The organism is Serratia sp. Ae19-1 (assembly GCF_059801225.1).
Genome location: NZ_JBCHWD010000003.1, coordinates 144,937 through 167,807, shown reverse-complemented (window position 1 = coordinate 167,807; position 22,871 = coordinate 144,937). Strand labels below are relative to the sequence as shown.

The 22,871-nt window shown below is 58.6% G+C and carries 21 protein-coding genes; 9 read left to right on the top strand and 12 right to left on the bottom strand.

The genetic code is table 11. From position 1 onward, the window contains the following. Positions 1-3 precede the first annotated feature (3 nt). The 9 genes from tssK to AAIE04_RS10930 form a co-directional block, all read right to left on the bottom strand. The gene (gene tssK, locus AAIE04_RS10970) at positions 4-1,350 is read right to left on the bottom strand and encodes a type VI secretion system baseplate subunit TssK (RefSeq protein WP_025159842.1); all 1,347 of its coding nucleotides are present in this window, start codon (positions 1,348-1,350) and stop codon (positions 4-6) included. A 40-nt stretch (positions 1,351-1,390) separates the two neighbouring features. Beyond that, on the bottom strand, positions 1,391-1,921 hold the full coding sequence (gene tssJ, locus AAIE04_RS10965; RefSeq protein WP_063918557.1) for a type VI secretion system lipoprotein TssJ: 531 nt from the start codon (positions 1,919-1,921) through the stop codon (positions 1,391-1,393). Positions 1,922-1,950: 29 nt separating this feature from the next. Beyond that, positions 1,951-2,451: a type VI secretion system accessory protein TagV gene (gene tagV / locus AAIE04_RS10960; RefSeq protein ID WP_019452982.1), complete on the bottom strand. Its 501-nt coding sequence runs from the start codon at positions 2,449-2,451 to the stop codon at positions 1,951-1,953. 48 nt (positions 2,452-2,499) lie between these two features. Continuing rightward, on the bottom strand, positions 2,500-2,892 hold the full coding sequence (locus AAIE04_RS10955) for a DUF4150 domain-containing protein (RefSeq protein ID WP_004934933.1): 393 nt from the start codon (positions 2,890-2,892) through the stop codon (positions 2,500-2,502). Between the two features lie 17 nt (positions 2,893-2,909). Beyond that, the gene (locus AAIE04_RS10950; RefSeq protein ID WP_498576923.1) at positions 2,910-3,545 is read right to left on the bottom strand and encodes a DUF3540 domain-containing protein; all 636 of its coding nucleotides are present in this window, start codon (positions 3,543-3,545) and stop codon (positions 2,910-2,912) included. Between the two features lie 30 nt (positions 3,546-3,575). Continuing rightward, a complete protein-coding gene (locus AAIE04_RS10945; protein WP_498576922.1) occupies positions 3,576-4,643 on the bottom strand; it encodes a pentapeptide repeat-containing protein in 1,068 nt (355 codons plus the stop codon). Next, entirely contained in the window at positions 4,640-7,192 is a 2,553-nt protein-coding gene (locus tag AAIE04_RS10940) for a DUF2169 family type VI secretion system accessory protein (RefSeq protein WP_498576921.1), read from the bottom strand. The genes AAIE04_RS10945 and AAIE04_RS10940 overlap by 4 nt, the downstream gene beginning before the upstream one ends. A gap of 173 nt (positions 7,193-7,365) precedes the next feature. Then, complete coding sequence (locus AAIE04_RS10935) at positions 7,366-7,866, bottom strand: hypothetical protein (RefSeq protein WP_498576920.1); 501 nt, start codon at positions 7,864-7,866, stop codon at positions 7,366-7,368. Between the two features lie 811 nt (positions 7,867-8,677). Further along, positions 8,678-9,610 (bottom strand): LysR family transcriptional regulator, encoded by a 933-nt coding sequence (locus tag AAIE04_RS10930; RefSeq protein WP_498576919.1) that lies wholly within the window; start codon positions 9,608-9,610, stop codon positions 8,678-8,680. Positions 9,611-9,707: 97 nt separating this feature from the next. On the opposite strand from AAIE04_RS10930, the gene pcp reads away from it, so the two are divergent. Continuing rightward, positions 9,708-10,355 (top strand): pyroglutamyl-peptidase I, encoded by a 648-nt coding sequence (gene pcp, locus AAIE04_RS10925; RefSeq protein ID WP_198636699.1) that lies wholly within the window; start codon positions 9,708-9,710, stop codon positions 10,353-10,355. A 35-nt stretch (positions 10,356-10,390) separates the two neighbouring features. On the opposite strand, the gene curA is transcribed toward pcp, so the two are convergent. The 3 genes from curA to ydgT form a co-directional block, all read right to left on the bottom strand. Beyond that, complete coding sequence (gene curA, locus AAIE04_RS10920; protein WP_498056289.1) at positions 10,391-11,422, bottom strand: NADPH-dependent curcumin/dihydrocurcumin reductase; 1,032 nt, start codon at positions 11,420-11,422, stop codon at positions 10,391-10,393. Positions 11,423-11,506: 84 nt separating this feature from the next. Continuing rightward, positions 11,507-11,926: a universal stress protein UspC gene (gene uspC / locus AAIE04_RS10915; RefSeq protein WP_019452973.1), complete on the bottom strand. Its 420-nt coding sequence runs from the start codon at positions 11,924-11,926 to the stop codon at positions 11,507-11,509. A gap of 198 nt (positions 11,927-12,124) precedes the next feature. Next, positions 12,125-12,340 (bottom strand): transcription modulator YdgT, encoded by a 216-nt coding sequence (gene ydgT, locus AAIE04_RS10910; RefSeq protein ID WP_004934895.1) that lies wholly within the window; start codon positions 12,338-12,340, stop codon positions 12,125-12,127. 1,357 nt (positions 12,341-13,697) lie between these two features. Here ydgT and flhD point away from each other — a divergent pair. From flhD to AAIE04_RS10870, 8 genes are all read left to right on the top strand, one after another. Then, complete coding sequence (gene flhD / locus AAIE04_RS10905) at positions 13,698-14,048, top strand: flagellar transcriptional regulator FlhD (protein WP_033643537.1); 351 nt, start codon at positions 13,698-13,700, stop codon at positions 14,046-14,048. Next, positions 14,048-14,632 (top strand): flagellar transcriptional regulator FlhC, encoded by a 585-nt coding sequence (gene flhC, locus AAIE04_RS10900; RefSeq protein ID WP_019452971.1) that lies wholly within the window; start codon positions 14,048-14,050, stop codon positions 14,630-14,632. Before flhD ends, flhC begins: the two co-directional genes overlap by 1 nt. A gap of 144 nt (positions 14,633-14,776) precedes the next feature. Then, positions 14,777-15,667, top strand: coding sequence for a flagellar motor stator protein MotA (gene motA, locus AAIE04_RS10895; RefSeq protein WP_498576918.1), 891 nt, complete (start codon positions 14,777-14,779; stop codon positions 15,665-15,667). Next, complete coding sequence (gene motB, locus AAIE04_RS10890) at positions 15,664-16,740, top strand: flagellar motor protein MotB (RefSeq protein ID WP_019452969.1); 1,077 nt, start codon at positions 15,664-15,666, stop codon at positions 16,738-16,740. The genes motA and motB overlap by 4 nt, the downstream gene beginning before the upstream one ends. After that, positions 16,737-18,758: a chemotaxis protein CheA gene (cheA, locus tag AAIE04_RS10885; RefSeq protein WP_498576917.1), complete on the top strand. Its 2,022-nt coding sequence runs from the start codon at positions 16,737-16,739 to the stop codon at positions 18,756-18,758. The genes motB and cheA overlap by 4 nt, the downstream gene beginning before the upstream one ends. 32 nt (positions 18,759-18,790) lie before the next feature. Beyond that, positions 18,791-19,291 (top strand): chemotaxis protein CheW, encoded by a 501-nt coding sequence (gene cheW / locus AAIE04_RS10880; protein WP_004934876.1) that lies wholly within the window; start codon positions 18,791-18,793, stop codon positions 19,289-19,291. A 195-nt stretch (positions 19,292-19,486) separates the two neighbouring features. Then, positions 19,487-21,157 (top strand): methyl-accepting chemotaxis protein, encoded by a 1,671-nt coding sequence (locus AAIE04_RS10875; protein ID WP_025159838.1) that lies wholly within the window; start codon positions 19,487-19,489, stop codon positions 21,155-21,157. 76 nt (positions 21,158-21,233) lie between these two features. Continuing rightward, positions 21,234-22,859 carry a methyl-accepting chemotaxis protein gene (locus AAIE04_RS10870; protein WP_019452966.1) on the top strand — a complete coding sequence of 542 codons (1,626 nt, stop codon included), beginning with the start codon at positions 21,234-21,236 and terminating at the stop codon, positions 22,857-22,859. Positions 22,860-22,871: the final 12 nt, after the last annotated feature.

Here is a 22,871-nt window from a genome sequence, read left to right as displayed (position 1 = left end):
AGATTACCGGTCCGTATGGCTGCGAATCGCCCAAAATTCCATGTCCAGCCCCGGGAATTCGCCGGCCAGGTGCAGAGCGAAGGCGCTGGATTTTTCCATCTGTTTCCACAGGTCGCCGCCTTTTTCCAGCTCGAAGTAGGTGTAGCCGGCGTGATAGGGGATCTGACGCGGCGCGGCGGGCATGGTGCGCAAACCGATACCCGGCAGCTGCAGCTGGACCAGATCGCGGATGCGCGTGACCGGGGCGATCTTCATCTGCGCCGGGAAGTGGGTCAGCAACACCTCGGCGGCCACGTCGGCGCGCACCGCCAGCACGAAGCCGAAATCGCGCATCATTTTGGCGTCCTGCACGGTGGCGACGTTCAGCCCGTGGGAGCGCTCGACCAGCGTCAGCTGAATGGCGTTGTCTTCCAGCACCACCGACAGCCCCTGACGCAACAACAGCATCAGCTTGCCGAAGCACAGCGCCAGGTTGTCGTGGTCATACACCGGCAGGCGGCCTTCCGGAGTGCGCTGCGCCGAGAAGCTGGCGAGTTCGGTGGCGAACTGCAGCCAATCGGCGAACAGACGCTCCGGGTGCAGATGGTCGAGGTGGTAGGCGTGGCTCACCTGGCCGAGATGACGGTTGATCAGCTGCAGCAGCATGAAATCCACCATTTCGGAACTGCCGCCGCGGCCCGGTTGCAACAGGCGTTGGCTCATCTGCTGGCTGCGCTGTTGCAGCAGGCCCTGCAGATCGTTGATGAAGGTCTTCAATACCGGGTTGCCCTGGCAGTTCAGCATGGGTGGGATCTGCGCGGTATCGAGACGCAGGCTGTTGTCGCCGCGTTTTTCCAGCACGCGGGTGACGCCGAGCGCCGTCCATTCGGCATTGAGCTCGCTCTCCAGCATCAGCCGCAGGCGCAGACGGCCGAACTGCAGCGCCGCGCTGCCCACGGACACGGCATTGAGATCGTCGACCTCGTTCTCGTAAGCCAGATAGCGCGCCAGCGCTTCGGGGCTTTCCTGAAAGATCACGTCTTCACGCCCCGCGCGGTAGGTCGGCAGGGCCAGCACCACGTTTTCGCCGGTCTGGTTTTCGGCGATGGTCAGCGGCGCGGGCGCCTGCTGGGCGCCGGAGAAGCGGAACGGCGTGCCGTCCGGCATGATGCCGCTGGCGGCGTTGAGCGCGATCTTGCCCTGGCGCAGCAGCGTTTGGTCCAGATCCAGGGTGAGGAATCCCCAGAAACAGCCGCTGTGGGCCTGGCCCCAGTTGCGCATATAGCCTTCGAGATAGTTTTCCGCCTGCTGGAAATGGTGAGGGCGTAAAAACATTCCCTCGGTCCAGACAACCTTATGAGCATCTTTCATCATCACACCTATAGTGACTTCGCTTCCGCGCAGCGGTGGGTCAGTCGGTCTTTTTTACGGGGCGCAGGCCATTCACGCCCGCGACGATATGCGCTTCCAGCTCATCCGGCGAGAATTGCCATACCTTGTAGAAATTGGTTTCGGTGGGTTCCGGCAGCGGCAGCGAAATGCGCCAGCTCTTGCCGTCCAGATTTTGATATTCGGCGATCACGCCGAGGTAACGTGCGTCCAATGTGCTTTGCCCGCTGAGCTTTTTGCCGGTCTGGCCAGGCGTCAGGAAGAACTGATCGCTGTCCAGCAGGCTGTTGCCGAGCACGCTTTTGGCGTCGTTTTGCAGACTGAAAAAGTCGGCATCCATGAATTCCGCATCCGAACGCAGCAGCAGCACGCGAATTTTAATCGGCGCCGGTTGCGCGCCGGCGGCGGCGTTGACCTGGCGGTCAGCGTCGAAGATCAGGCTGTAGCGCGACGGCACGCTTTTGGCTGAAGACATGCAACCGCCGAGCGCCAGCGCGCCCAGCAGCAGAAACAGCATCCCGCACCAGCGGGAAGCGATAGGGGTCGTCATCATGGGAATCTCGTCGCCCGCAGGCGTGCTGACTACTGGAGGATCCAGGTGGCTGAGCCGGCGTTTTTACACGCCTTGCTGTCGCCGCCGACTTTGACGCAGTCCTGTTTGGCAGCTCGCGCGCGGCGCGGCAGATCTTTGCGCAGCGTCGACTTGTAGCGCGCTTCCGGCACGCCGGCGTTGGCCTGGATATAGCCCACCAGATCGCCACCGCGGATGGCGGAGATCGCCAGCCAGTTGTTTTCCACTTCGCCCAGCGCATAGAACGCGGCGGCGTTGTCCAGGCTGCCGACGGCGGTACCGGTATAATTCGGGCTGCTCATGATGCTGGCGGCGTACAGGCTACGGTACTCCTCACCGATCGGCTTGAACTGTTTCGGCGCGCTCACCGCGGCGCGGTGCTGCAGCGTGACGCCATTGACTTCACTGCTGACAATTGCGTCGTTATTGAGCGCCGGCGGTGGCGGTGGCGGGGTGGAACAACCGGCAAGCGTCAGGGCGGTCAGCAGCGTCAGGGTAATCCGTGTTTTCACAATATCCTCATTTTCTTGATTGAATGGCTGTGTAATAGGGCGCCGTCATCAGGGCGCAAGCAGCAACACTTTTAATTGGCTCGGCACGATGCGCATGCCGAGCGCGTTGGTGGAATTCTGCAGGCTGAGGCTGGTCAGCCGAGTGGCCGGGGTGCCTTTAAGCAGCACGGTAAAGGCGCCGGTCAGGTGGCGGGATGGCCCCATCACCGTACCGGAAGCCACGCCGGTGGCCACGCCGGGGTTGTCGCCGTTGGTCAGCGGCGTCACCGTCGCCATGTTGTGCGCCGGAGTGCCGACGAACAGAATATTGAAGGCGTTCGGAATGGCGGTCGGCGCCAGGGCGATATCCGGGTAGGGCACGGGCACCGGCGCCGGGCTTGGCGTCAGGCAGACGTCGGGAAACGCCAGGTCTACGCCGATCATTTGGCTGTTGGCAAACATAGAAGGCCTCCGCAAGGTTATCCGACGTGGATTTGTTCCGAATCCAGCTTGGTGATGTCTTTCGAGGTAATCAGCGTGTTGCGGGCATGAATGCGGGCGTAATCTTCAGCCTGATAATCCAGCTGCCCGGCGCGCACATGTTCGGTCTGGCGCACTTTGCGAAACAGCGAGTGGCTGATCTGGCTGACCGAATGCCACAGCGACTCGCAGCGTTTGCCGACCAGGCGGCTGATGCTGACGAAGGCCGACAGCTCTTCGCCGCTGTATTTCATTTTGTCGACGTGGCAATCGCCGCTGTTGGCCTGCAGCGTCATGGCGTCGCCACGCAGTTGCAGCGCCTGCGCGCTGTGCAGCGACAGCGAGCCGCTCGGCGTTTCAATGTGCAGATCACCTTCGACGCAAAGCCGCGCCGCGTTCTGCGGCTCCGCGCGCTCGAGGACGGCGATCGCCCACAGCTGGTGGCCGCAGCCGGCGACCAGCACGTTATCGCCGAGGGCCGGCGTCAGCAGGCAGCTCGCCGCCCGGCGGCAATGCCAGCCGCGGCCTTCACATTCCACCACCAGGCTGCCGTCCGGCAGCAGATTGACGACCTGGCCGGCGGCCTGCCGGGGCGGCGCGATGTTGACGGCGCGAGTAGAGTTGGCAACGCTCATGGTGATCCCCTCGTGAAGTGGTCAATACGGTCAAATGCGGCTCTGGCGCTGCGCGCTCCAGGTTTCGGCGGCGTACAGCTCGTCGTCGCGCTCGAGAATGCCGCTGCGATCGCCCCAGCGCGTTTGCTGCTGGGGGGCGCGGTGCATGCGGGTGCGCATAAAGCGCGCACGTCGGAAATCGGCGGCGCCGATGTCGGCATAACAGAAATCGGCGTAGGTCAGGTCGCTGTCGCTGAAGTCGCAGCGCGCCGCGCGGCTATGCTGGAACACGCACTGATACAGGCGCGCCTGGCTGAAGTTGGCGGCGTCCAGCGTCGCTTCGCTGAAAATCGCCTGATCGAACTGCCCGCTGCGGCAGTGAGCCTGGGTCAGGTTGGCCTCCAGCCACAGCGATTGCTGCGCCTGCACGCCCGTCAGGTTGGCGCGCCGCAGCGAAGCGCCCTTGAAGTTGCTCTGGCGCAGCGTCGCCTGGCTGAAGTCGACGTCGTCCAATTGGTTATCGGTAAACTGGCAGGCGATCAGGCGCTGCCCGGCGTAACTTTTGCCGCGATGGTCGCATTCGAAAAACGTGACGCGGTCGAAATCTGCACCTTCAAACCCTGTTTCACAGAGATTTAGTCTAAAGAAAGTGACAAGAGAGAGCCGCGCATGCTCCAAACTCGCGCCATTGAGCGGGCTTTCGTAAAAGGTGGTGCGATCGTGCTGAGTGGCGGAAAAATTCGCGCCGGCCAATTGGCATGACATCCAGTGGCTTTGGCTGAGCGACAGCCGGCTAAAGTCGCCCTGTTCAAGCCGGCAATCGTTGAACATCGTCAGCTCGATATGGCTCTCGCCGAAGCGGCTGGCCGACATGGCGCACTGATTGAAGGCGGTTTGCTTCAGGTCCGCTCGCGCAAACTGAGCATGGTCGAGCCGGCAATCGCTGAACACGCTGTCGCGCAGATCGCAATCGGAGAAGTTCGCACCGCTCAGGTCCAACTGGTTAAACATACCGCCGGCCAAATCCATACCGGCGAATGACAGACCGTGCAAATCCTCACCGGCAATCAGCTCGCCGCGTTTCACGCGCTGGCGTATCTGCTCAGACTTTGAGGTCATACTTCCTTCCCGTTGTGGCGAGGCAATGTTTTCACCCGGGCGGTATAGGCACCGTCGAGCCGGGTCGCCTGATCCACTTGCGACTGCGACAAATCGGCTCGGAACAGATTGGTGCCCTGCAGGTCGGCGCCTGACAGCAGGCATTTCTGCAGGATCGCCGCAATGAAATTGGCGTCGCGCAGGGTGGCCTGGGACAGATCGCTGCGGATGAACAGGCTGCCGCTGCCGTTGGCCTGGCGAAAATCGGCCTCGTTCAATCGGGTTTCCGACAGGTCGCAATTATTGAGGCGCGCACGGCTGAAATTAGCCCGTTGCAACGGCATCTGGCGTAAATTGCACCGGGTTAGCGTCGCATCGCTGAAATCCGCCTGCGGCAACAGTGTTTTTGCTGCGAAGGCGCAGGCGGTGAGGCGTGCGGCGCGGAAGCTGAGGCTTTGCGTCTCGGTGTCAACCCAGGTGCAGTTTTCCAGCCGTGCCTGACTGAAGTTCACCGCCAGCAGCCGGCATTTGACGAAGCTGACTTTGTCGAGCCGGGCGTGGCTGAATGTCAACTGCTCCAGCTGCAGTTCCATCAGCGTGATGTTGGCCAGCGTGGCGCGGCTGAAATCACACTGCCCGAGCAAGGTTTCATACCCCAGCAAATCGCGTAATGATGCCATCGTGAAGTCGCAGCGTTGAAACAAGGTTTGCTGAATCTGGGTTTCGTGCAGCTGCGCGCCGCCGAAATCCGTCGCATCGCATTTCGCCAGGGCCAGGGAGGCGTGGCTCAGATTGGCCTGTTGCAAGACGGCGCCGCTGAGATCGGCGCGCGCCAGCATCGCCTCGCGAAGATCGCAGCCCACCAGCCGGGTTTGGCGCAGATTGGCGTTTTCCAGCAGTGCGCCGCGCAAGTTAGCCTGGCAGAGGTCCATGCCGGACAGATCGGCGCCGGTTAGATCAAGACCGCTGAGATCTTTATCGCGCAGCATGGCGGCGGCGACGCGTTGGCGAATGATCTGCGCCAGATCGCCGCTTAAACGTAGCGCCGGGCTTTGCGCCTGTGCCGACATTAAATACATCTGGTGCAGCGCACGCTCGCTTTCCCCCAACTGCTTGTCGCTAAATGCGTCGGGATATTGACGCCCCTGCTGAAACAGCAGATCGCGCTGATGCTGGTAGCTTTCCACACCGGATGGCGGCATGTGCTCTCCGCTAGGATTGAGCGGGTCGATACCGTTATCTTGTGCCTGTTTGAGCATGTCCTGATACTGAGCTTCGGCCTGGCTTTCCAGTCGCTCGACGAATTCGGCGAGTTGATCCAGCGTCGGCGGCACCTCTTGCGATGGCAGCGGGAACAGTTCATCGATGTCCTGCCCCTCATGCAGCAGGCGCTGGCGGTGATCTTCGCGTTGATGGTGCTCGTAGGCGGCGATATTTTGCGCTACCGGGCTTTGCTGCGTCGGTGTTTCGGTATCCAGCCAGGCGCCGATGCAGGTTTCCGGCAGCAACTCCTGCTCACGAAAAGCGCGCAGGGCTCCCTGTTCTTTATCCAGTCGCTGGGCCAACACCTGCCGATAATGCTCGGTGGCGCGGGGCTCTCCTTCGATTTCCAATGCCGGCATCAGTTGCATTACGTCGGCGGCATCGTCTTCATTGATGCGCGCGCTGCCCTGATAGATCAGCAGCATCTGCTCCCGATGGGGGAAGAACCAGACGGTGGTATGGCGCATGGCAATCTCTTCGAAATGCGCTTCGCCGGCGCGCAGCCGGTTGATGAAGCAGCGTGCGCGCCACGGCGGCAAGTGCCCTTGCTGCACCGGCTCTGACGGGTGCATGTTCCATATCCGGTAGGCGGCCTGGGGAGGCAAGCTGTCGCGTTGAGGAAACTGCTGATCGCTGTCCGCCATGTTGAACAGGCGCCAGTCGATGTCGTTGGCGAAACCGGGAAAACCGTTTTTCAACCAGTCGGCGTCGTAGTTTTTTCCGATGCGGGAGAAGCGGCGCGGCCAGGTGATATCCAGCGCATCAAAGCTTGCCGGTAGCGCGCTTTGCCGGGGAGAGGTAAGGCGCCCCTGCAGTGGTTCGACATTCGGCAGGCGATGGATACGGCCTTGCGGACATGTTTCTGGAGTGGCGCCGATGCCGTGCGGATTATCGGCGAACTGGGTGCCGCCGTAAGCCCGGCGCCAGTCCAGACGCATTTCTGCAAAAGGGAGGGGAGTGGAGGGACGATCGTTGGTCCAGTGGCGATCGCCGAAAACCACCAACGTTTTTTCCAGCGAATCCAGCTGGATCTTCACGGCGCAGGCGGTTTTGTCTTGTTGATGATGGGTGTAGGCGTTGCCGGTGGCGAGAAACTCCGCACAGGCTTTCGGGATGGCTAAATCGAGCACGCCGCCGCTCAAGGTGAGCTCTTCGGCGGCCAGTTGCCACAGCTCCGGCTCGGGGCGCAGGCGCGGGGAGGCCCCCATGTCGGCCAAGGCCAAAACGGAAATGCCAAGATGATTTTGCCCTTGCCAAGAGAAGGGGCGATGAAGTGCGCTGAGGCGCAGAGGTTTCACGACTTTCATTGTGTGTGTAAAGCTTCCTGTGGATATCAGCCGGCAGCCAGGCTGCTTGCTCAAAAACAATCCGTTTTTCGGTTTAATAGATATCAGGCTATGTCACAACAGATGAAGAAAACGATGCGGCGTTCAAAACCGATCGTTAATGCGCGGAGAGAGCCCCGCTTCGAAATGGATGATCAAGAGGGCAGTGCGTTGTCCTTGCCGCTGATTCCGCGAACCAGCAACACGGCGGCCACGGATAACGCCGCGGCGATCGCCTTGGCGATAACCTGGCCGGCGCTCTCCAGATGGTAAGGTGCAAAAAAGCCGATGTCGGCGGTGCCCAGAATCAACAGCGCGGCGAGCGCTGCAAAACAGCCCAGCTCTATGGCCAACGCCAGCCTGCCGGGTGTCGCCGTAACCAGACAACTCATCAAAAAACCGGGCAGAATCAGGAATCCGATCAGCTCTGCGGGGGCATTCACCGCCGACATCACTTGCTGGTTGTATTTCAGGAGCGCCAGCATCAGTGCGACAAAGATCAGCAGCCGCACAGGTAACGCCGCTGCTCGGCCGGCCGACAAAAAGGTTTTGCCGATCGCGGTGAGCAAGATGCAGCCAACCAGGATACCAAAGAGGGTAAACAGGATTTGTCCCCAGAGGCTGTCCTGCGTCGAAAAGGCAATAAACTCGCCCATCGTGACACTTCCTTATGCAAGGTGATTTAGCGAACTGATAGACGACAAGTCGTTTTCAGAACGTAGAGACCAGATCGCGTTGTTTGACCGTTTTTTTGCTCAAAGCCACGAGCGCTCTTCGGGCACCGCTTTTTTGGGGAGCTTCGGATCGTACTTTATCGCGGTGAAATGCCCGGTTGTCAGAGCTGAGTTGCTCGACGTCGAACTCGACCGCCGGCCAGTTTTTCCGCACCGAAAAGGCTGCTGAACAACGGCTGGTGGGCGGACAAAGGCGTATGCGCATTGATAAGGCGATTCATACTATCCCCGGGTTTAGGCATAGCTACCGCACGAGAGTGAACGCGCGATCCCGATGGCGTATCTGTCACGAATTGAGACAGGGGCTGACGAAAGATTTAACAAAGTTTACACAAAGGCACGATTTGTGCAGTCTACAATAGAGCTTCGCATTTGCAAAATAGCCTTGTGGATCAATGCTCAATTCGTTAACTCGCTCACGATCCTGTTTTTTGTTATCTAAAACATATAGATACACCTAGATCATTTTTTATCTCAAATTATTGGGAAATTGGTAATACCATAAAGTAAATGTGTAACACTTAAGTCAAGGTGTTTATAAAACAACTCTTTTTTTTCGTGAAAAAAGTCACTGATTGTTTTTTATCCTTACCATTCGTTAGTTAAAGATGATCAAATATATAAATTTACTGAATGTGAATTCGGATGATTCCTATTTGGTGGGCGCAAAAAGGCACCGCAACGGGCCTTTGAGCGTGTATTTGAGCGGTTGATAATGCAGCGAATGCCGCCGTTAATCTGAGCGGGGGGCGAGGGGAAGTTGGCCTATCAGATCGCAAAGCCAGATTAAGGCCGGGTCGCGTTGTGCCTGCCGACCGGCGATCAGTTCAATGGGAAAAGGGGCGATGGCCAACTCGTCAGGCAGCGGGAGAAAGCGTACGCGTTGCGGATCGGAAAAACGTCGGGCCACGCTGGCGGCCAGGGTGGCGATCAGATCGCTGTCGGCAACCACGGCCGGCAGGGCGACAATATGTGAAAAGGTTGCGGCGACGCGCCGCTGGCCGCCGATTTCCGCCAGACGTCGGTCGACCAATCCTCTGGCGGAACCGTCGTCTGCCGGTGCGTACAGCCCGTGCGGCAGGCTGAGGTAGCGGGACAGATCCCAACGACCGTCAGCCAGCTGCGGATGTGTGCGGCTGGCGATACACACCAGATGCTCTTCAAACAGCGCGTGCACATAGTGGCTTTCAGCGCCGGAAAGATGCCCTCCCAACGCGATGTCCACCTCGCCGCTTTCCAACTGCCGGTAAATATTGCGGCGATCCAGGCGCGAAACGCGAATATCGATACCGGGTGCCGCCTGACGCAACCGACTGATGATGGCGGGCAGCAGCAAAATATCGGCATAGTCGCCGGCGGCCAGCGTAAAGCGCCGTTGCCCGGCGGTGGCCGGATCGAAACGGGTTGGGGGAGCTAACGCAAGATGGATCTGTTCAAGCACCTGCTGTATCTGCGGCATGAGTTGGTGGGCGCGCGGCGTAGGCGCCATGCCGCCGCCGCCGCGAACAAACAGCGGATCGTTCAGCAGAATGCGCAGCCGCGCCAGCGCATTGCTGACGGAGGGTTGAGCGCGGTTAAGGCGCCGGCCTGCGGCGGTAACGTTACGCGTCTGATACAACGCTTCAAACACCACCAGCAAGTTGAGATCGACGTTGGCTAAATTCATTTTATGAATACTCTATATATAGATAATCCATTTCCAGAATCATACTGCGTTCACTAGGCTGGTAGCACACGAATTTAGCCTTCAAGCAGGGGAAATGATGAACAAAGTGTTGGTAACCGGCATTGAGCCGTTCGATGGCGATGCGGTAAATCCTTCCTGGCAGGTCGCGCAGGCGTTGGCCGGTGAGCGAAGCGGCGGCGCGGAGATCGTGGTGCGCGAATTGCCTTGCGTGCTGGGTGAAGCCAATCAGCGGCTAATCGCGGCGATTGAGGAATTGCAGCCGCTGGCGGTGATCTGTCTGGGCCTGGCCGGCGGCCGGGCCGAAATATCCCTGGAGCGGGTGGCCATCAATCTGATCGATGCCCGCATCCCCGATAATGCCGGCAAACAGCCGATTGATGTGCCGGTGGTCGCCGGCGGCCCGGTGGGCTACTTCAGCACGTTGCCCGTCAAGGCTGCGGTACAGCAACTGCGCCGGCAGGGGATCCCGGCGGCGGTTTCTTACACGGCGGGCACCTATAACTGCAACCATATTTTTTACGGTTTGCGCCACTATCTGCAGACGCATTGCCCGGCGGTCAGCGCCGGGTTCGTGCATATCCCGTACAGTCATGAGCTGGCGGCGGCGCATCCGGGCAAGCCGAGCATGGCGTTGGCGACGATGGTTGAGGCCGTGCGCACTATCGTAGAGGTTACGTTGACGGTTGAGGAAGATGTGCGATTCGGCGACGGTGCCGTACATTAAAGAAGGGGGCGTGGCGCACCACGCCCAGCTGCGGGTTATTCGTCGGCGACGCGAATCACCAGTTTGCCGAAGTTTTTGCCTTGCAGCAGACCGATAAACGCCTGGGGCGCCTGCTCCAGTCCGTCGACGATGTCCTCGCGGAACTTGATTTTCCCCTGCTCGACCCAACCGCTCATCTGTTGCAGGAATTCATCAAAGCGTGAGCCGTAGTCATCGAAGATGATAAAGCCCTGCATGCGGATGCGTTTACGCAGAATCAGCCCCTCCAGCAGCGGCAAACGGTCCGGCCCGGCGGGTAATCCGGTGGCATTGTAATGGGCGATGATGCCGCAGACCGGAATGCGCGCTTTGGTGTTCAACAGCGGTAGCACGGCGTCGAATACCGCGCCGCCGACGTTTTCATAATAGATGTCGATACCCTGTGGGCAGGCGGCGGCCAGCTGCTCGGCAAAGTCGGGGGCGCGGTGATCGATACAGGCGTCAAAACCCAATTCTTCCACCACATAGCGGCATTTTTCCGCGCCGCCGGCAACGCCGACCACGCGGCAGCCTTTCAGCTTGCCGATTTGGCCGACCACCGAGCCGACCGCACCGCTGGCGGCGGCTACCACCAGCGTTTCGCCCGCCTGGGGTTGGCCGATGTCGAGTAATCCCATATAAGCGGTGAAGCCCGGCATACCCAGCACGCCGAGCAGGCGGGAAGGGTGCGCCAGGTGCGGGCCGAGATTGCGCAGGCCGCTGCCGTCGGACAGCGCGTAATCCTGCCAACCGTCATAGCCCAACACCCAATCGCCGACCTTGAAATCGGGATGCTGTGAGGAGGCCACGCGCGATACCGTTCCGCCGACCATCACCTGGCCGATCTCCACCGGCGGCGCATAGGAGGGGGCATCGCTCATGCGGCCGCGCATATAAGGATCCAATGACAGATAAACGGTGCGCAGCAACAGCTGGCCGACGCCGGGTTGCGGCGTGGTAACCGTGTCGAGACGGAAGTTTGCCGCCGTCGGTTCCCCGTGCGGGCGCGAGGCCAGCAGGAAGCGACGGTTCTGTTGAGAAGGGGACATCGAAAGCTCCTTTGCGTTGCGACAGACAGGTTGGTTAAGCCTAGTCCAGGGGCGGCAAGGCAACGTTACCGAATGTGCTTAGCGTTAGAGCGGCACGATCAACACGTCGATATGGCTGATGTTGATGAAGCGGGCGGCGGAACAGGAGACTTTGTTCATCATGCCGTCGCGATGATTGCCGCAGAGCAGCAGGTCGAACGGCCGACGGCGGCTGGCGAATGCCAGGCTGTCGCCCAGCTCGCCGTGTACGATCAGCGTATCGGCGATCGGATAATCCGCGCGTTGGCGCAGTTCCTCCATAAACAACCGGGTTTCTTCCTCCATCAGCGTGCGCAAATCGCCGAGCATCGGCCCGGCGAAGTTATTGTACATTTCCGGATTGGCGAGGGTGCTGAGCAGCGTGATGTTGCCGCCATAGGGGCGGACGATGGAGACGGCCTTTTCCACCAGGCGGTGACTGTCAGGCGCGACGGCGACGGTGACCAGAACGTTTTGATACCCCATATCCCACTCCTTTGTTGTATCCGTCGTGTTTCAGGCTGCCGCGTCGGTGGCCTTAGAGAAAATGCTGCGCTCGGATAAAGGGTAGAACCTGGCGGGCGTAATAAATGTGTTTCGCATCACGCGCGGCAATAAAAGCTGAGTTTGCCCGGTTATATAGCAATAAAAGATAAAACCGTTGCCGCACGTAATTCCACTGAATTAAAGCACCTGCGCCCACAGCGTTTTCGGCACCTTGCCCAGATCGAACAATTTACCTGCAACCAGTTCGGCGCGACGGTGGTCTGCAGCGCGGTACATATTGCTCATTTCTGTATCATTTTCAATGGAGTAGTTCAGTTTGTCGTACACCTTCTCCAGGCTGTCCAAAGAGGAGCATTTACGGAATGTCAGCAGATATTCGAGCGTATCGGTCATGATTAAAATATAGCCTGTTAATAGTTAAAGCCGGGTGAATAACACATCAGCGACTCTCGGCGATGCCGTCGAGGCAGCGATGTACGACCTGACAAAAATCATTTCAAGTAGATAAATTGCACTGGGTAATAATTGAGACGCCGCCTGAGGCGGAGCGTTGCTAAATCATAATATGCCGGTGCGCTGTCAGCAATCTCATCCTGCTGATAAATGGAGAATTAGGGAAAGTCTCAGGTGAGGCTGCACGGGGAGGGGATGAAACCGTAGGGTTGCGGCGGCGTATAGAGGCGCGGTAGCGCGTTTTCGTCCTGGGAAGGGGATTTCTTCCTTTTTTAGCAAGACCTCTACGGCGTTGTCCGGCTTTTGGCGTTGCCGCTCGCGCTGAAACGTCGTCTCATTGGCCTGAGGGTTTTGAGGAGAAAAACAAAACTGCGTTTTATTTTATTGCAGTGAAGTGATGGGCGCGCGGGGTATTTTAATAATTCACAGTTCTGCGTGATAATTAAAGCGGCGACAAAAAAGAAATAAAAAAGCATTAAAGTTTTACGATGCGCTGCCGATATGTCGTTCTGGCACTTTTTAACGTAAAAATGGCATTCTTGCGTCAGGCTAATACGGAAACATATCGTTACGTCTGTTGGCTTGTTCACAACGTCAGCGAATCATTGATAAGCCCTAATCACCTTATGTTGAAAATTAGAGCAGCCCGAAGCGAGGGGCTTAAGTCAAATCTGAAAGGTAATAACCTTATAGTTTTCGTTGGTTATTTTTCATCTTGGATATTTTTTAGCAACGTAATTGGTTATTTATACTGAGTTTGTCGCCTATATACAGATTTTTGTTCTGTTATTTTGGTTTAGTGATGCTTTTGTTCGAATTGATCTAAAAAAGATAATTTTTTGGCTTATAAACATTGTTTTTAAGACGTTTTTTTACCTATGGCTATTTTGTGAGCGAAAACGAGGTCAATAAATGTGCGCATTTAGTCGTATTTGGCTTAAATATTTTTTATTTTTGTGATCCATGTCACATTGTATTTAAAATTGCCTCTCACTTACATTGTGTGTGCTAATGGTTCGGGGGTAGAGTTGCGTTGCTTTAGGAATAATCTTATTAAATTTGTAAAAATAGTTTCATGGTGGCTAAACACTATCGAAGCAAAATGCTGTACATCCATACACGTAGGTTTACGCTCGTAGCAAATACTGAACAGTGGTCGAATTTAGCGATTGGCGAAAGTTATAGCGGTCGTTTTTGAGAGATTAATTTGCCAACTTTGGGAAAAAACCCAGGTCACGGGCGATAAAATTTATCACCCAGCGTATGTTTTTAAACATAGTCTGTCGGGATGGGGAATATGGGTACGTCTGAATTACTTAAGCATATTTATGACATCAATTTGTCATATTTACTTTTAGCACAGCGTTTGATCAACGATGAAAAAGCGTCCGCGATGTTCCGCCTTGGTATCGATGAAACCATGGCTGACGCGTTGGCGCAGCTGACTTTGCCGCAAATGGTTAAACTGGCTGAGACCAACCAGCTGGTTTGCCACTTCCGCTTTAACGATCACCAGACCATCGAACGCCTGACCAAAGAGTCGCGCGTCGACGATCTGCAACAAATCCATACCGGCATTTTGCTATCAAGCCATTTACTGCAAGAGCTATCGAGTAAAGACGCTAGCCCGACGAAGAAAAGAGCCTGATGATGGTTGAGAAAAGTATTGTTCAAGAAGCCAAGGACATTCAGCTCGCGATGGAGCTGATTTCACTGGGAGCCCGTTTGCAGATGCTGGAGAGCGAGACCCAGCTCAGCCGCGGGCGCTTGATTAAACTTTATAAGGAGTTGCGCGGCAGTCCGCCGCCGAAAGGGATGTTGCCGTTCTCAACCGACTGGTTTATGACCTGGGAACAAAATATTCACTCTTCGATGTTTTACAACGCTTACCTGTTCCTGATGAAAAGTGGGCAGTGCAGCGGAGTGGAGGCGGTGATTAAAGCCTATCGCCTCTATCTGGAACAATGCCCCCAGCAGGCCGGCGATGCGCCGCTGCTGGCGTTGACGCGCGCCTGGACGCTGGTGCGTTTCGTCGACAGCGGCATGCTGCAACTCTCCGCCTGCAGCTGCTGCGGCGGCGCATTTATCACCCATGCGCACCAGCCGCTGAATGGTTTCATCTGCAGTTTATGTCAACCCCCATCCCGCGCAGTAAAAAGACGTAAACTTTCGCCGCAACTGGCCGATATTATTCCTCAACTGCTGGACGAGCAGGTCAAACGCGCCATTTGAGCCGCCACGTTGCCGGCTCTCGGCAATGAACACCGACGTGTGATACGCAGGGGCGGCATGCCGCCCCCAGACATGCCGCCTGGTCTGTTGGCCAGGGCGCGTTTGCCCCACCTTCCATCCACATTGTTAATTTAAGGAATGCGTGTGCTAGTTATTTTGGGTTATCTCGTGGTATTGGGTGCGGTGTTTGGCGGCTACCTGATCGTGGGCGGTCATCTCGGCGCGTTATATCAGCCGGCTGAATTTCTGATCATCGGCGGGGCGGGCGTCGGCGCTTTCATCGTCGGCAACAACGGCAAGGCGATCAAGGCCACGCTGCGCGCGTTGCCACGCCTGATGCGGCGCTCCAAATACAACAAAGATCTGTACATGGATCTGATGGCGCTGCTGTTCCGCCTGCTGGCCAAATCGCGTCAGCAGGGCATGCTGTCGCTCGAGTTCGACATCGATAATCCGCAAGAAAGTGAAATTTTCTCTAATTATCCGCGCATCCTTGCCGATAACACCCTGGTGGAGTTCATTACCGACTATTTACGGCTGATGGTGAGCGGCAATATGAATGCGTTCGAGATCGAAGCGCTGATGGACGAAGAGATCGAAACCTACGAGCAGGAAAGTGAAGTGCCCGCCGGCAGCCTGGCGATGGTGGGCGATTCCTTGCCTGCGTTCGGTATCGTCGCGGCGGTGATGGGGGTGGTGCACGCTCTGGCTTCGGCTGACCGTCCGGCCGCTGAGCTGGGGGCGCTGATCGCCAACGCCATGGTCGGTACTTTCCTCGGCATTCTGTTGGCCTACGGCTTTATCTCGCCGCTGGCCACGTTGCTGCGCCAGAAGAGCGCCGAAAACATCAAGATGATGCAGTGCATCAAGGTCACGCTGCTGTCGAGCCTGAACGGTTATGCCCCGCAGATCGCGGTCGAGTTCGGCCGTAAAACACTGTATACCACCGAACGTCCTTCTTTCGTTGAGCTGGAAGAACATGTGCGCCGCGTGAAAGCGCCGGCACAGCAGGCGACGGAAGAAGAAGAAGCATGAAACAGAATCACCCGGTCGTCCTGGTCAGAAAGCGCAAGTCGCATCATGCCGCCCATCACGGCGGCTCCTGGAAGATTGCCTATGCCGACTTTATGACGGCGATGATGGCATTCTTCCTGGTGATGTGGCTGCTGGCGATCGCCAGCCCGCAGGAGCTGACGCAAATCGCCGAATACTTCCGCACGCCGCTCAAGGTTGCCCTGACCAGCGGCGACAAGAGCAGTTCCGAAAGCAGTCCGATTCCGGGCGGCGGCGACGATCCGACGCAACAGCACGGCCTGGTGAAAAAACAGGTCGATTCGCCGGATAAGCGCGCCGAAGAGCTGCGGCTGAACAAGCTGCGCGAAAAGCTGGATGAACTGATTGAGTCCGATCCGCGCCTGAAGGCGCTGCGTCCGCATCTGCTGATCAACATGATGGACGAGGGGCTGCGCATCCAGATTATCGATAGCCAGAATCGGCCGATGTTCAAAACCGGTAGCGCGCAGGTCGAGAGCTACATGCGTGATATTCTGCGGGCGATAGCCCCGATTCTGAACGATCTGCCGAACAAGATCAGCCTGTCCGGCCATACCGATGATATCCCTTACGCCACCGGCGAGCGCGGCTACAGCAACTGGGAACTGTCGGCCGATCGCGCCAACGCCTCCCGACGCGAGCTGATCGCCGGTGGTCTGGCGGAAGGCAAGGTGCTGCGAGTGGTGGGCATGGCGGCCACCATGAGCCTGAAACAGCACGGCGCCGATGACGCGATCAACCGTCGCATCACCGTGCTGGTGCTGAATAAGCAAACGCAAGAAGGCATCGAACACGAAAATGCTGAAGGCAACGCGGTGGATATTGCCCAGCCGGACAGCCTGAAGCAGCTGGCGCCGTCGGCGACTGCGCCGGCCAGCCAAACGCCGGAACCCCAGGCGGCAACGCCGACCGATCCAACGCCGCTGCCGGCGGCGGATCCCGACGGTCAATTGCAGGCATCCCCGGCGCTAGCCACGGCCGGTCAAACGCCGGAACAGCCGGCAGCCGCGCCCGCACCGACTAACCGCGACTCACAGCCAGAGGTGACCCCGTGAGCATGGACATTAGCGATTTTTATCAGACCTTCTTTGATGAGGCGGACGAGTTGCTGGCCGACATGGAGCAACACCTGCTGGAGCTGGATCCGCTGGCCCCCGATATCGAGCCGTTGAACGCCATCTTCCGCGCGGCGCATTCGATCAAGGGCGGGGCGGCGACCTTTGGTTTTTCGGTGCTGCAGGAAACCACCCACCTGCTGGAGAACCTGCTGGACGGTGCAAGGCGCCAAGAAATGAGCCTGAGCACCGAGATTATCAACCTGTTTCTGGAAACCAAAGACATTATGCAGGAGCAACTGGACGCCTATAAGACCTCGCAACAGCCTGACGCTGAAAGCTTTGAATACATTTGCCAGGCGCTGCGTCAGCTGGCGTTGGAAGCGCAACAGCAGCAGGAGGCGCCTGCGGCTCAGCCGGTCGTTCAGCAGCCCGTTGTGCAGCCAGCGGCCGCGCCGGCGGCGATCGAAGGTGGTATGCGCATCAGCCTGAACGGGCTGAAAGCCAGTGAAATCCCGTTGATGTTGGAAGAGCTGGGCAACCTCGGCGAGGTTAAAGACCCTCATCAGACGGAGCACAGTCTGGACGTCACGTTGCTCACCTCCGCCAGCGAGGACGACATCAGCGCCGTGCTGTGCTTCGTGCTGGAACCGGAACAAATCAGCTTCTCGACGCCGACGCAGAGTGCGCCGGTCGTCGCGGCAGCGAACTCGCCGGAGGCGGTCGTTGCGCCAGAGCCCGCGCCTGCGCCGGTTGCGAACGCCGCGCCGCCTGCCGCCAAACCGGCCGCCGCGCAGGCGGAAGCGCCGAAAGCGCGCGCCAAGGCGAGCGAGTCCACCAGCATTCGCGTAGCGGTGGAAAAGGTGGATCAGCTGATCAACCTGGTGGGCGAGCTGGTGATCACCCAGTCGATGCTGGCGCAACGCTCCGGCACGCTGGATCCGGTGAACCACGGCGACCTGCTGAACAGCATGAGCCAGCTGGAGCGTAACGCGCGCGATCTGCAGGAGTCGGTGATGTCGATCCGCATGATGCCGATGGAATATGTCTTCAGCCGCTATCCGCGTCTGGTGCGCGATCTGGCTGGCAAGCTGAACAAACGGGTGGAGCTGACGCTGCAGGGCAGTTCCACCGAACTGGACAAGAGCCTGATCGAACGCATTATCGATCCGCTGACGCACCTGGTGCGCAACAGCCTCGATCACGGCATCGAAGAGCCGGCCACCCGCATCGCCGCCGGCAAGTCGGCGGTGGGCAATCTGGTGCTGTCTGCCGAACATCAGGGCGGCAACATCTGCATTGAGGTCATCGACGACGGCGCCGGGCTGAACCGCGAAAAAATTCTCGCCAAGGCCGCGTCGCAAGGGCTGGCGGTCAGTGACAGCATGAGCGACGAAGAGGTCGGCATGCTGATCTTTGCGCCGGGCTTCTCCACCGCCGAACAGGTGACCGACGTTTCCGGCCGCGGCGTCGGCATGGACGTGGTGAAACGGAACATTCAGGAGATGGGCGGTCACGTCGAGATCCGCTCGCAGGCCGGCAAAGGCACCACCATCCGTATCCTGCTGCCGCTGACGCTGGCGATCCTCGACGGCATGTCGGTTAAGGTGAACGACGAAGTCTTTATCCTGCCGCTGAACGCGGTGATGGAGTCGCTGCAGCCGCAGGCGGAAGACCTGCATCCGTTGGCCGGCGGCGAACGCGTGCTGCAGGTGCGCGGCGAATACCTGCCGCTGGTGGAGCTGTATCGGGTGTTCGAAGTGGAAGGCGCCAAAACCGACGCCACGCAGGGCATCGTCGTTATCCTGCAAAGCGCCGGCCGCCGATATGCGTTGCTGGTGGATCAGCTGATCGGCCAGCATCAGGTGGTGGTGAAGAATCTGGAAAGCAACTACCGCAAAGTGCCGGGCATCTCCGCCGCGACCATTTTGGGCGACGGCAGCGTGGCATTGATCGTCGATGTCTCGGCGTTGCAAACCTTGAACCGTGAAAAGCGTCTGACGGACGCCGCCGCATAATAATGAGTTTATTGATTTAAAAGGTGAATGATATGGCAGGATTGGCAGCCGTCAGCAAATTGGCTGGCGAAACGGTAGGGCAAGAGTTTCTGATTTTTACCCTGGGCAACGAGGAGTACGGCATCGATATCCTCAAGGTGCAGGAAATTCGCGGCTACGATCAGGTAACCCGCATCGCCAACACCCCGGCGTTCATCAAGGGCGTTACTAACCTGCGCGGCGTGATCGTGCCGATCATCGATCTGCGGGTGAAGTTCTCGCAGCAGAGCGTGTCTTACGATGAGAACACCGTGGTGATCGTGCTGAACTTTGGCCAGCGCGTGGTGGGCATCGTGGTCGACGGCGTTTCCGACGTGCTGTCGCTGACCGCCGATCAGATCCGCCCGGCACCGGAGTTTGCGGTGACGCTGGCGACCGAATACCTCACCGGCCTCGGTTCGCTGGGCGAGCGCATGTTGATCCTGGTGGATATCGAAAAGCTGCTGAGCAGCGAAGAGATGTCGCTGGTCGACAGCGTGGCGAAAAGCGTCTGATTCAAGACCCAAGGGGGCAGGGCGCTGCCCCCTATCACCTTCACTTTCCATGACTTGCCGCGACGCCGCAGGCCGTGTCCTGAACCCCCACTAAAAATAGTTACTTTCCCGCATAAAGTTTTGCCGCGCTGCGCCGATAACTCTCACATTCAACGTCATCAAAGCCTGTCTGCGCGGGCTTCAACAAGGGAAATCATGTTAAATCGTATGAAGGTGGTCACCAGCCTGTTGCTGGTGTTGGTGCTGTTTGGCGCCTTGCAGTTGATTTCGGGCGGACTCTTTTTCTCCTCGCTGAAAAGCGATAAGGAAAACTTTACCGTCCTGCAAACTATCCGTCAGCAGCAGCTGCAGCTGAGTGAAAGCCGCGTTGACCTGCTGCAGGCGCGCAACTCGCTGAACCGCGCCGGTATTCGTTACATGATGGATACCAATAAGATCGGCAGCGGCGCCACCATTGATGAATTGCTGGCCAAGGCGAAAGAAGAGCTGGCCGAGGCGGAAAGACACTACGCCGCGTACGAGAAAATCCCTCAGGATCCGCGTCAGGATCCTCAGTCTGCAGAGCGCGTGAAGCAGCAATACGACATTCTGTACGGCGCGCTTTCCGAACTGATCCAACTGCTGGGCGAAGGCAAGATCAACGCCTTCTTCGATCAGCCTACGCAGAGCTACCAGGACAACTTTGAGCAGAGCTACAACGTTTACCTGGAGCAAAACGGCAAGCTGTACCAAATCGCGGTCGACGGCAGCAACAGCTCCTACAACTCGGCCATTTGGACGCTGATCGTGGTGCTGGTGGTGGTGCTGGCGGTGATCGTACTGGCCTGGACCGGTATCCATCACATCCTGGTGCGTCCGCTGAATCGCATGATCGACCACATCAAACAGATCGCCGCCGGCGACCTGACTCAACAGATCGTCGTCACCAGCCGCAACGAAATGGGCGTGCTGGCAGCCAGCCTGAAACACATGCAAAGCGAGCTGATCGAAACCGTCAGCGGCGTGCGTCAGGGCGCAGACGCCATCTACAGCGGCGCGTCTGAAATCGCCGCAGGCAACAACGATCTCTCCTCCCGCACCGAGCAGCAGGCTGCTTCGCTGGAAGAGACCGCCGCCAGCATGGAGCAGTTGACCGCGACGGTGAAACAGAACGCCGAAAACGCCCGTCAGGCCTCTCAGCTGGCGCTGAGCGCCTCCGAAACCGCGCAGAAAGGCGGCAAGGTCGTGGCTAACGTGGTGCAGACCATGCACGACATCGCCGGCAGTTCACAGAAGATCGCCGATATTACCGGTGTGATCGACGGTATCGCTTTCCAGACCAACATCCTGGCGTTGAACGCCGCGGTGGAAGCGGCGCGCGCAGGCGAACAGGGCCGTGGCTTCGCGGTGGTGGCCGGTGAAGTGCGCAACCTGGCGCAGCGCAGCGCACAGGCGGCGAAAGAGATCAAAGGCCTGATTGAAGACTCGGTCAGCCGCGTCGATATGGGTTCCGTGTTGGTCGAGAGCGCCGGCGAAACCATGGGCGACATCGTCAACGCCGTTACCCGTGTGACCGACATCATGGGCGAAATCGCGTCGGCTTCGGACGAGCAGAGCCGCGGCATCGATCAGGTTGGCCAGGCGGTGGCGGAAATGGACCGCGTGACCCAGCAGAACGCCTCGTTGGTAGAAGAATCTGCCTCGGCGGCGGCGGCGCTGGAAGAACAGGCCAGCATGCTGACCCAGTCGGTGGCGGTATTCCGCCTGAGGTCGGAAGGCCAGGAAGAGTTTAAAACACCTGTCACCAGCAAGGCGACGGTAACACCGGTAATCAATCATAAAAAAATGAACGCCAGCGATCTGCAGGATAACTGGGAAACGTTCTGACCGGTATCGGGCCTCTCTCGCAGAGGCCCTTTTCCCTACGTAGGTCGGTCGCCGGCCGGCTGCAAGGAGGTTCACAGTGTTTAACCGAATCCGTATCTCTACCAGCTTGTTCCTGTTGTTGATGACCTTCTGCGTTCTGCAGTTGGCCAGCAGCGGCCTGTCGTATTCCGCGTTCCGCTCCGATAACCACAACCTCGATATCATCACCCTCGGCAGCCAGCAGCGCGATTCGCTCAGCCTGAGCTGGGTGTCGCTGTTGCAGGCGCGCAATACGTTGAACCGCGCCGGCACCCGCGCGGCGCTGAAGCTGCCGCAGGAACAGGTGAACGAATTGATGAGCAGCGCCCGCAGTTCGCTGCAGAAGGCCGATCTCTATTTCAATCAGTTCATGGCGGTTGAGCGCAGCAGTGAGCAACAGAGCCAGCAGACGGCGACCACCAAGGCCAGCTACGAGCGGTTGCGCGGCGCGCTGCGCGAGCTGATCGGCTTCCTGGAAAAAGGGGAGCTGCAGGCGTTTATGGATCAGCCGACGCAGAAGACCCAGGACCTGTTCGAGGCCGACTTCGTGCAGTATCTGCAGTTGATCAACGGCGACATCAGCGAGGCCAGAGACGCCAACCAGTTCTCCTTCACGCTGGCGGGCCTGATGCTGGCGGGGGCGGTATTGATGCTGATCGTGGTGACCGGCAGCGCCATGTGGTGGTTGCGCACCATGTTGGTACAACCGCTGAACCAAATCCGCAGCCACTTTGAACGCATCGCCGCCGGCGACTTGGCGACGCCGATTCAGGTGTACGGCCGCAATGAAATCAGCATGCTGTTCGCCAGCCTGCAGCGCACACAGCAGTCGCTGATCGGCACCGTCGGCGCGGTGCGCGACGGGGCGGAATCGATTTTGATCGGCCTGCAGGAGATCTCCGAAGGTAACAACGATCTCTCTTCCCGCACCGAGCAGCAGGCCGCTTCGCTGGAAGAGACCGCCGCCAGCATGGAGCAGCTGACCGCGACGGTGAAACAGAACGCCGACAATGCGCGGCAGGCGTCTCAGCTGGCGCGCGACGCCTCGGCCACGGCGGCCAAGGGCGGTGAACTGGCCGGTGACGTGGTCACCACCATGCACGATATCGCCAACAGCTCGCAAAAAATCGGTGCCATCACCAGCGTGATCGACGGCATCGCCTTCCAGACCAACATTCTGGCGCTCAATGCGGCGGTGGAAGCGGCGCGTGCCGGCGAACAGGGGCGCGGTTTCGCCGTGGTCGCCGGCGAAGTGCGTAACCTGGCGAGCCGCAGCGCCCAGGCGGCGAAAGAGATCAAGGTGCTGATCGACGAATCGGTCAGCCGCGTCAAACACGGCTCGGTGCTGGTGGAAAATTCCGGCGCCACCATGCAGGACATCGTACGTTCGGTGACCCGCGTCACCGACATCATGGGCGAGATCGCGTCGGCTTCGGATGAACAAAGCCGCGGCATCGAGCAGGTGACGCAGGCGGTGACCCAGATGGACCAGGTCACCCAACAGAACGCCGCGCTGGTGGAAGAGTCCGCCTCTGCCGCCACCGCGCTGGAAGAGCAGGCTATTACCCTGGCCGATGCGGTCGCGGTATTCCGTCTGGCGGACGATAACTTCGTCGCGCCAGGTAACAGCAACAACGCAGTTTCATCCGTGGTAAAGGAAGCCCAAGATTGTCAAACCGCATAAACAGCACGTTTT

Excerpts from the sequence above, each read along its gene's own strand:
- tssJ (WP_063918557.1), bottom strand. The coding sequence starts at position 1,921 with ATGATGACGACCCCTATCGCTTCCCGCTGGTGCGGGATGCTGTTTCTG.
- cheW (WP_004934876.1), top strand. The coding sequence starts at position 18,791 with ATGGCAGGATTGGCAGCCGTCAGCAAATTGGCTGGCGAAACGGTAGGG.
- AAIE04_RS10945 (WP_498576922.1), bottom strand. The coding sequence starts at position 4,643 with ATGACCTCAAAGTCTGAGCAGATACGCCAGCGCGTGAAACGCGGCGAG.
- uspC (WP_019452973.1), bottom strand. The coding sequence starts at position 11,926 with ATGGGGTATCAAAACGTTCTGGTCACCGTCGCCGTCGCGCCTGACAGT.
- AAIE04_RS10875 (WP_025159838.1), top strand. The coding sequence starts at position 19,487 with ATGTTAAATCGTATGAAGGTGGTCACCAGCCTGTTGCTGGTGTTGGTG.
- curA (WP_498056289.1), bottom strand. The coding sequence starts at position 11,422 with ATGTCCCCTTCTCAACAGAACCGTCGCTTCCTGCTGGCCTCGCGCCCG.
- AAIE04_RS10955 (WP_004934933.1), bottom strand. The coding sequence starts at position 2,892 with ATGTTTGCCAACAGCCAAATGATCGGCGTAGACCTGGCGTTTCCCGAC.
- pcp (WP_198636699.1), top strand. The coding sequence starts at position 9,708 with ATGAACAAAGTGTTGGTAACCGGCATTGAGCCGTTCGATGGCGATGCG.
- tssK (WP_025159842.1), bottom strand. The coding sequence starts at position 1,350 with ATGAAAGATGCTCATAAGGTTGTCTGGACCGAGGGAATGTTTTTACGC.
- AAIE04_RS10935 (WP_498576920.1), bottom strand. The coding sequence starts at position 7,866 with ATGGGCGAGTTTATTGCCTTTTCGACGCAGGACAGCCTCTGGGGACAA.
- AAIE04_RS10930 (WP_498576919.1), bottom strand. The coding sequence starts at position 9,610 with ATGAATTTAGCCAACGTCGATCTCAACTTGCTGGTGGTGTTTGAAGCG.
- ydgT (WP_004934895.1), bottom strand. The coding sequence starts at position 12,340 with ATGACCGATACGCTCGAATATCTGCTGACATTCCGTAAATGCTCCTCT.
- AAIE04_RS10950 (WP_498576923.1), bottom strand. The coding sequence starts at position 3,545 with ATGAGCGTTGCCAACTCTACTCGCGCCGTCAACATCGCGCCGCCCCGG.
- motB (WP_019452969.1), top strand. The coding sequence starts at position 15,664 with ATGAAACAGAATCACCCGGTCGTCCTGGTCAGAAAGCGCAAGTCGCAT.
- flhC (WP_019452971.1), top strand. The coding sequence starts at position 14,048 with ATGATGGTTGAGAAAAGTATTGTTCAAGAAGCCAAGGACATTCAGCTC.
- flhD (WP_033643537.1), top strand. The coding sequence starts at position 13,698 with ATGGGTACGTCTGAATTACTTAAGCATATTTATGACATCAATTTGTCA.
- AAIE04_RS10940 (WP_498576921.1), bottom strand. The coding sequence starts at position 7,192 with ATGAAAGTCGTGAAACCTCTGCGCCTCAGCGCACTTCATCGCCCCTTC.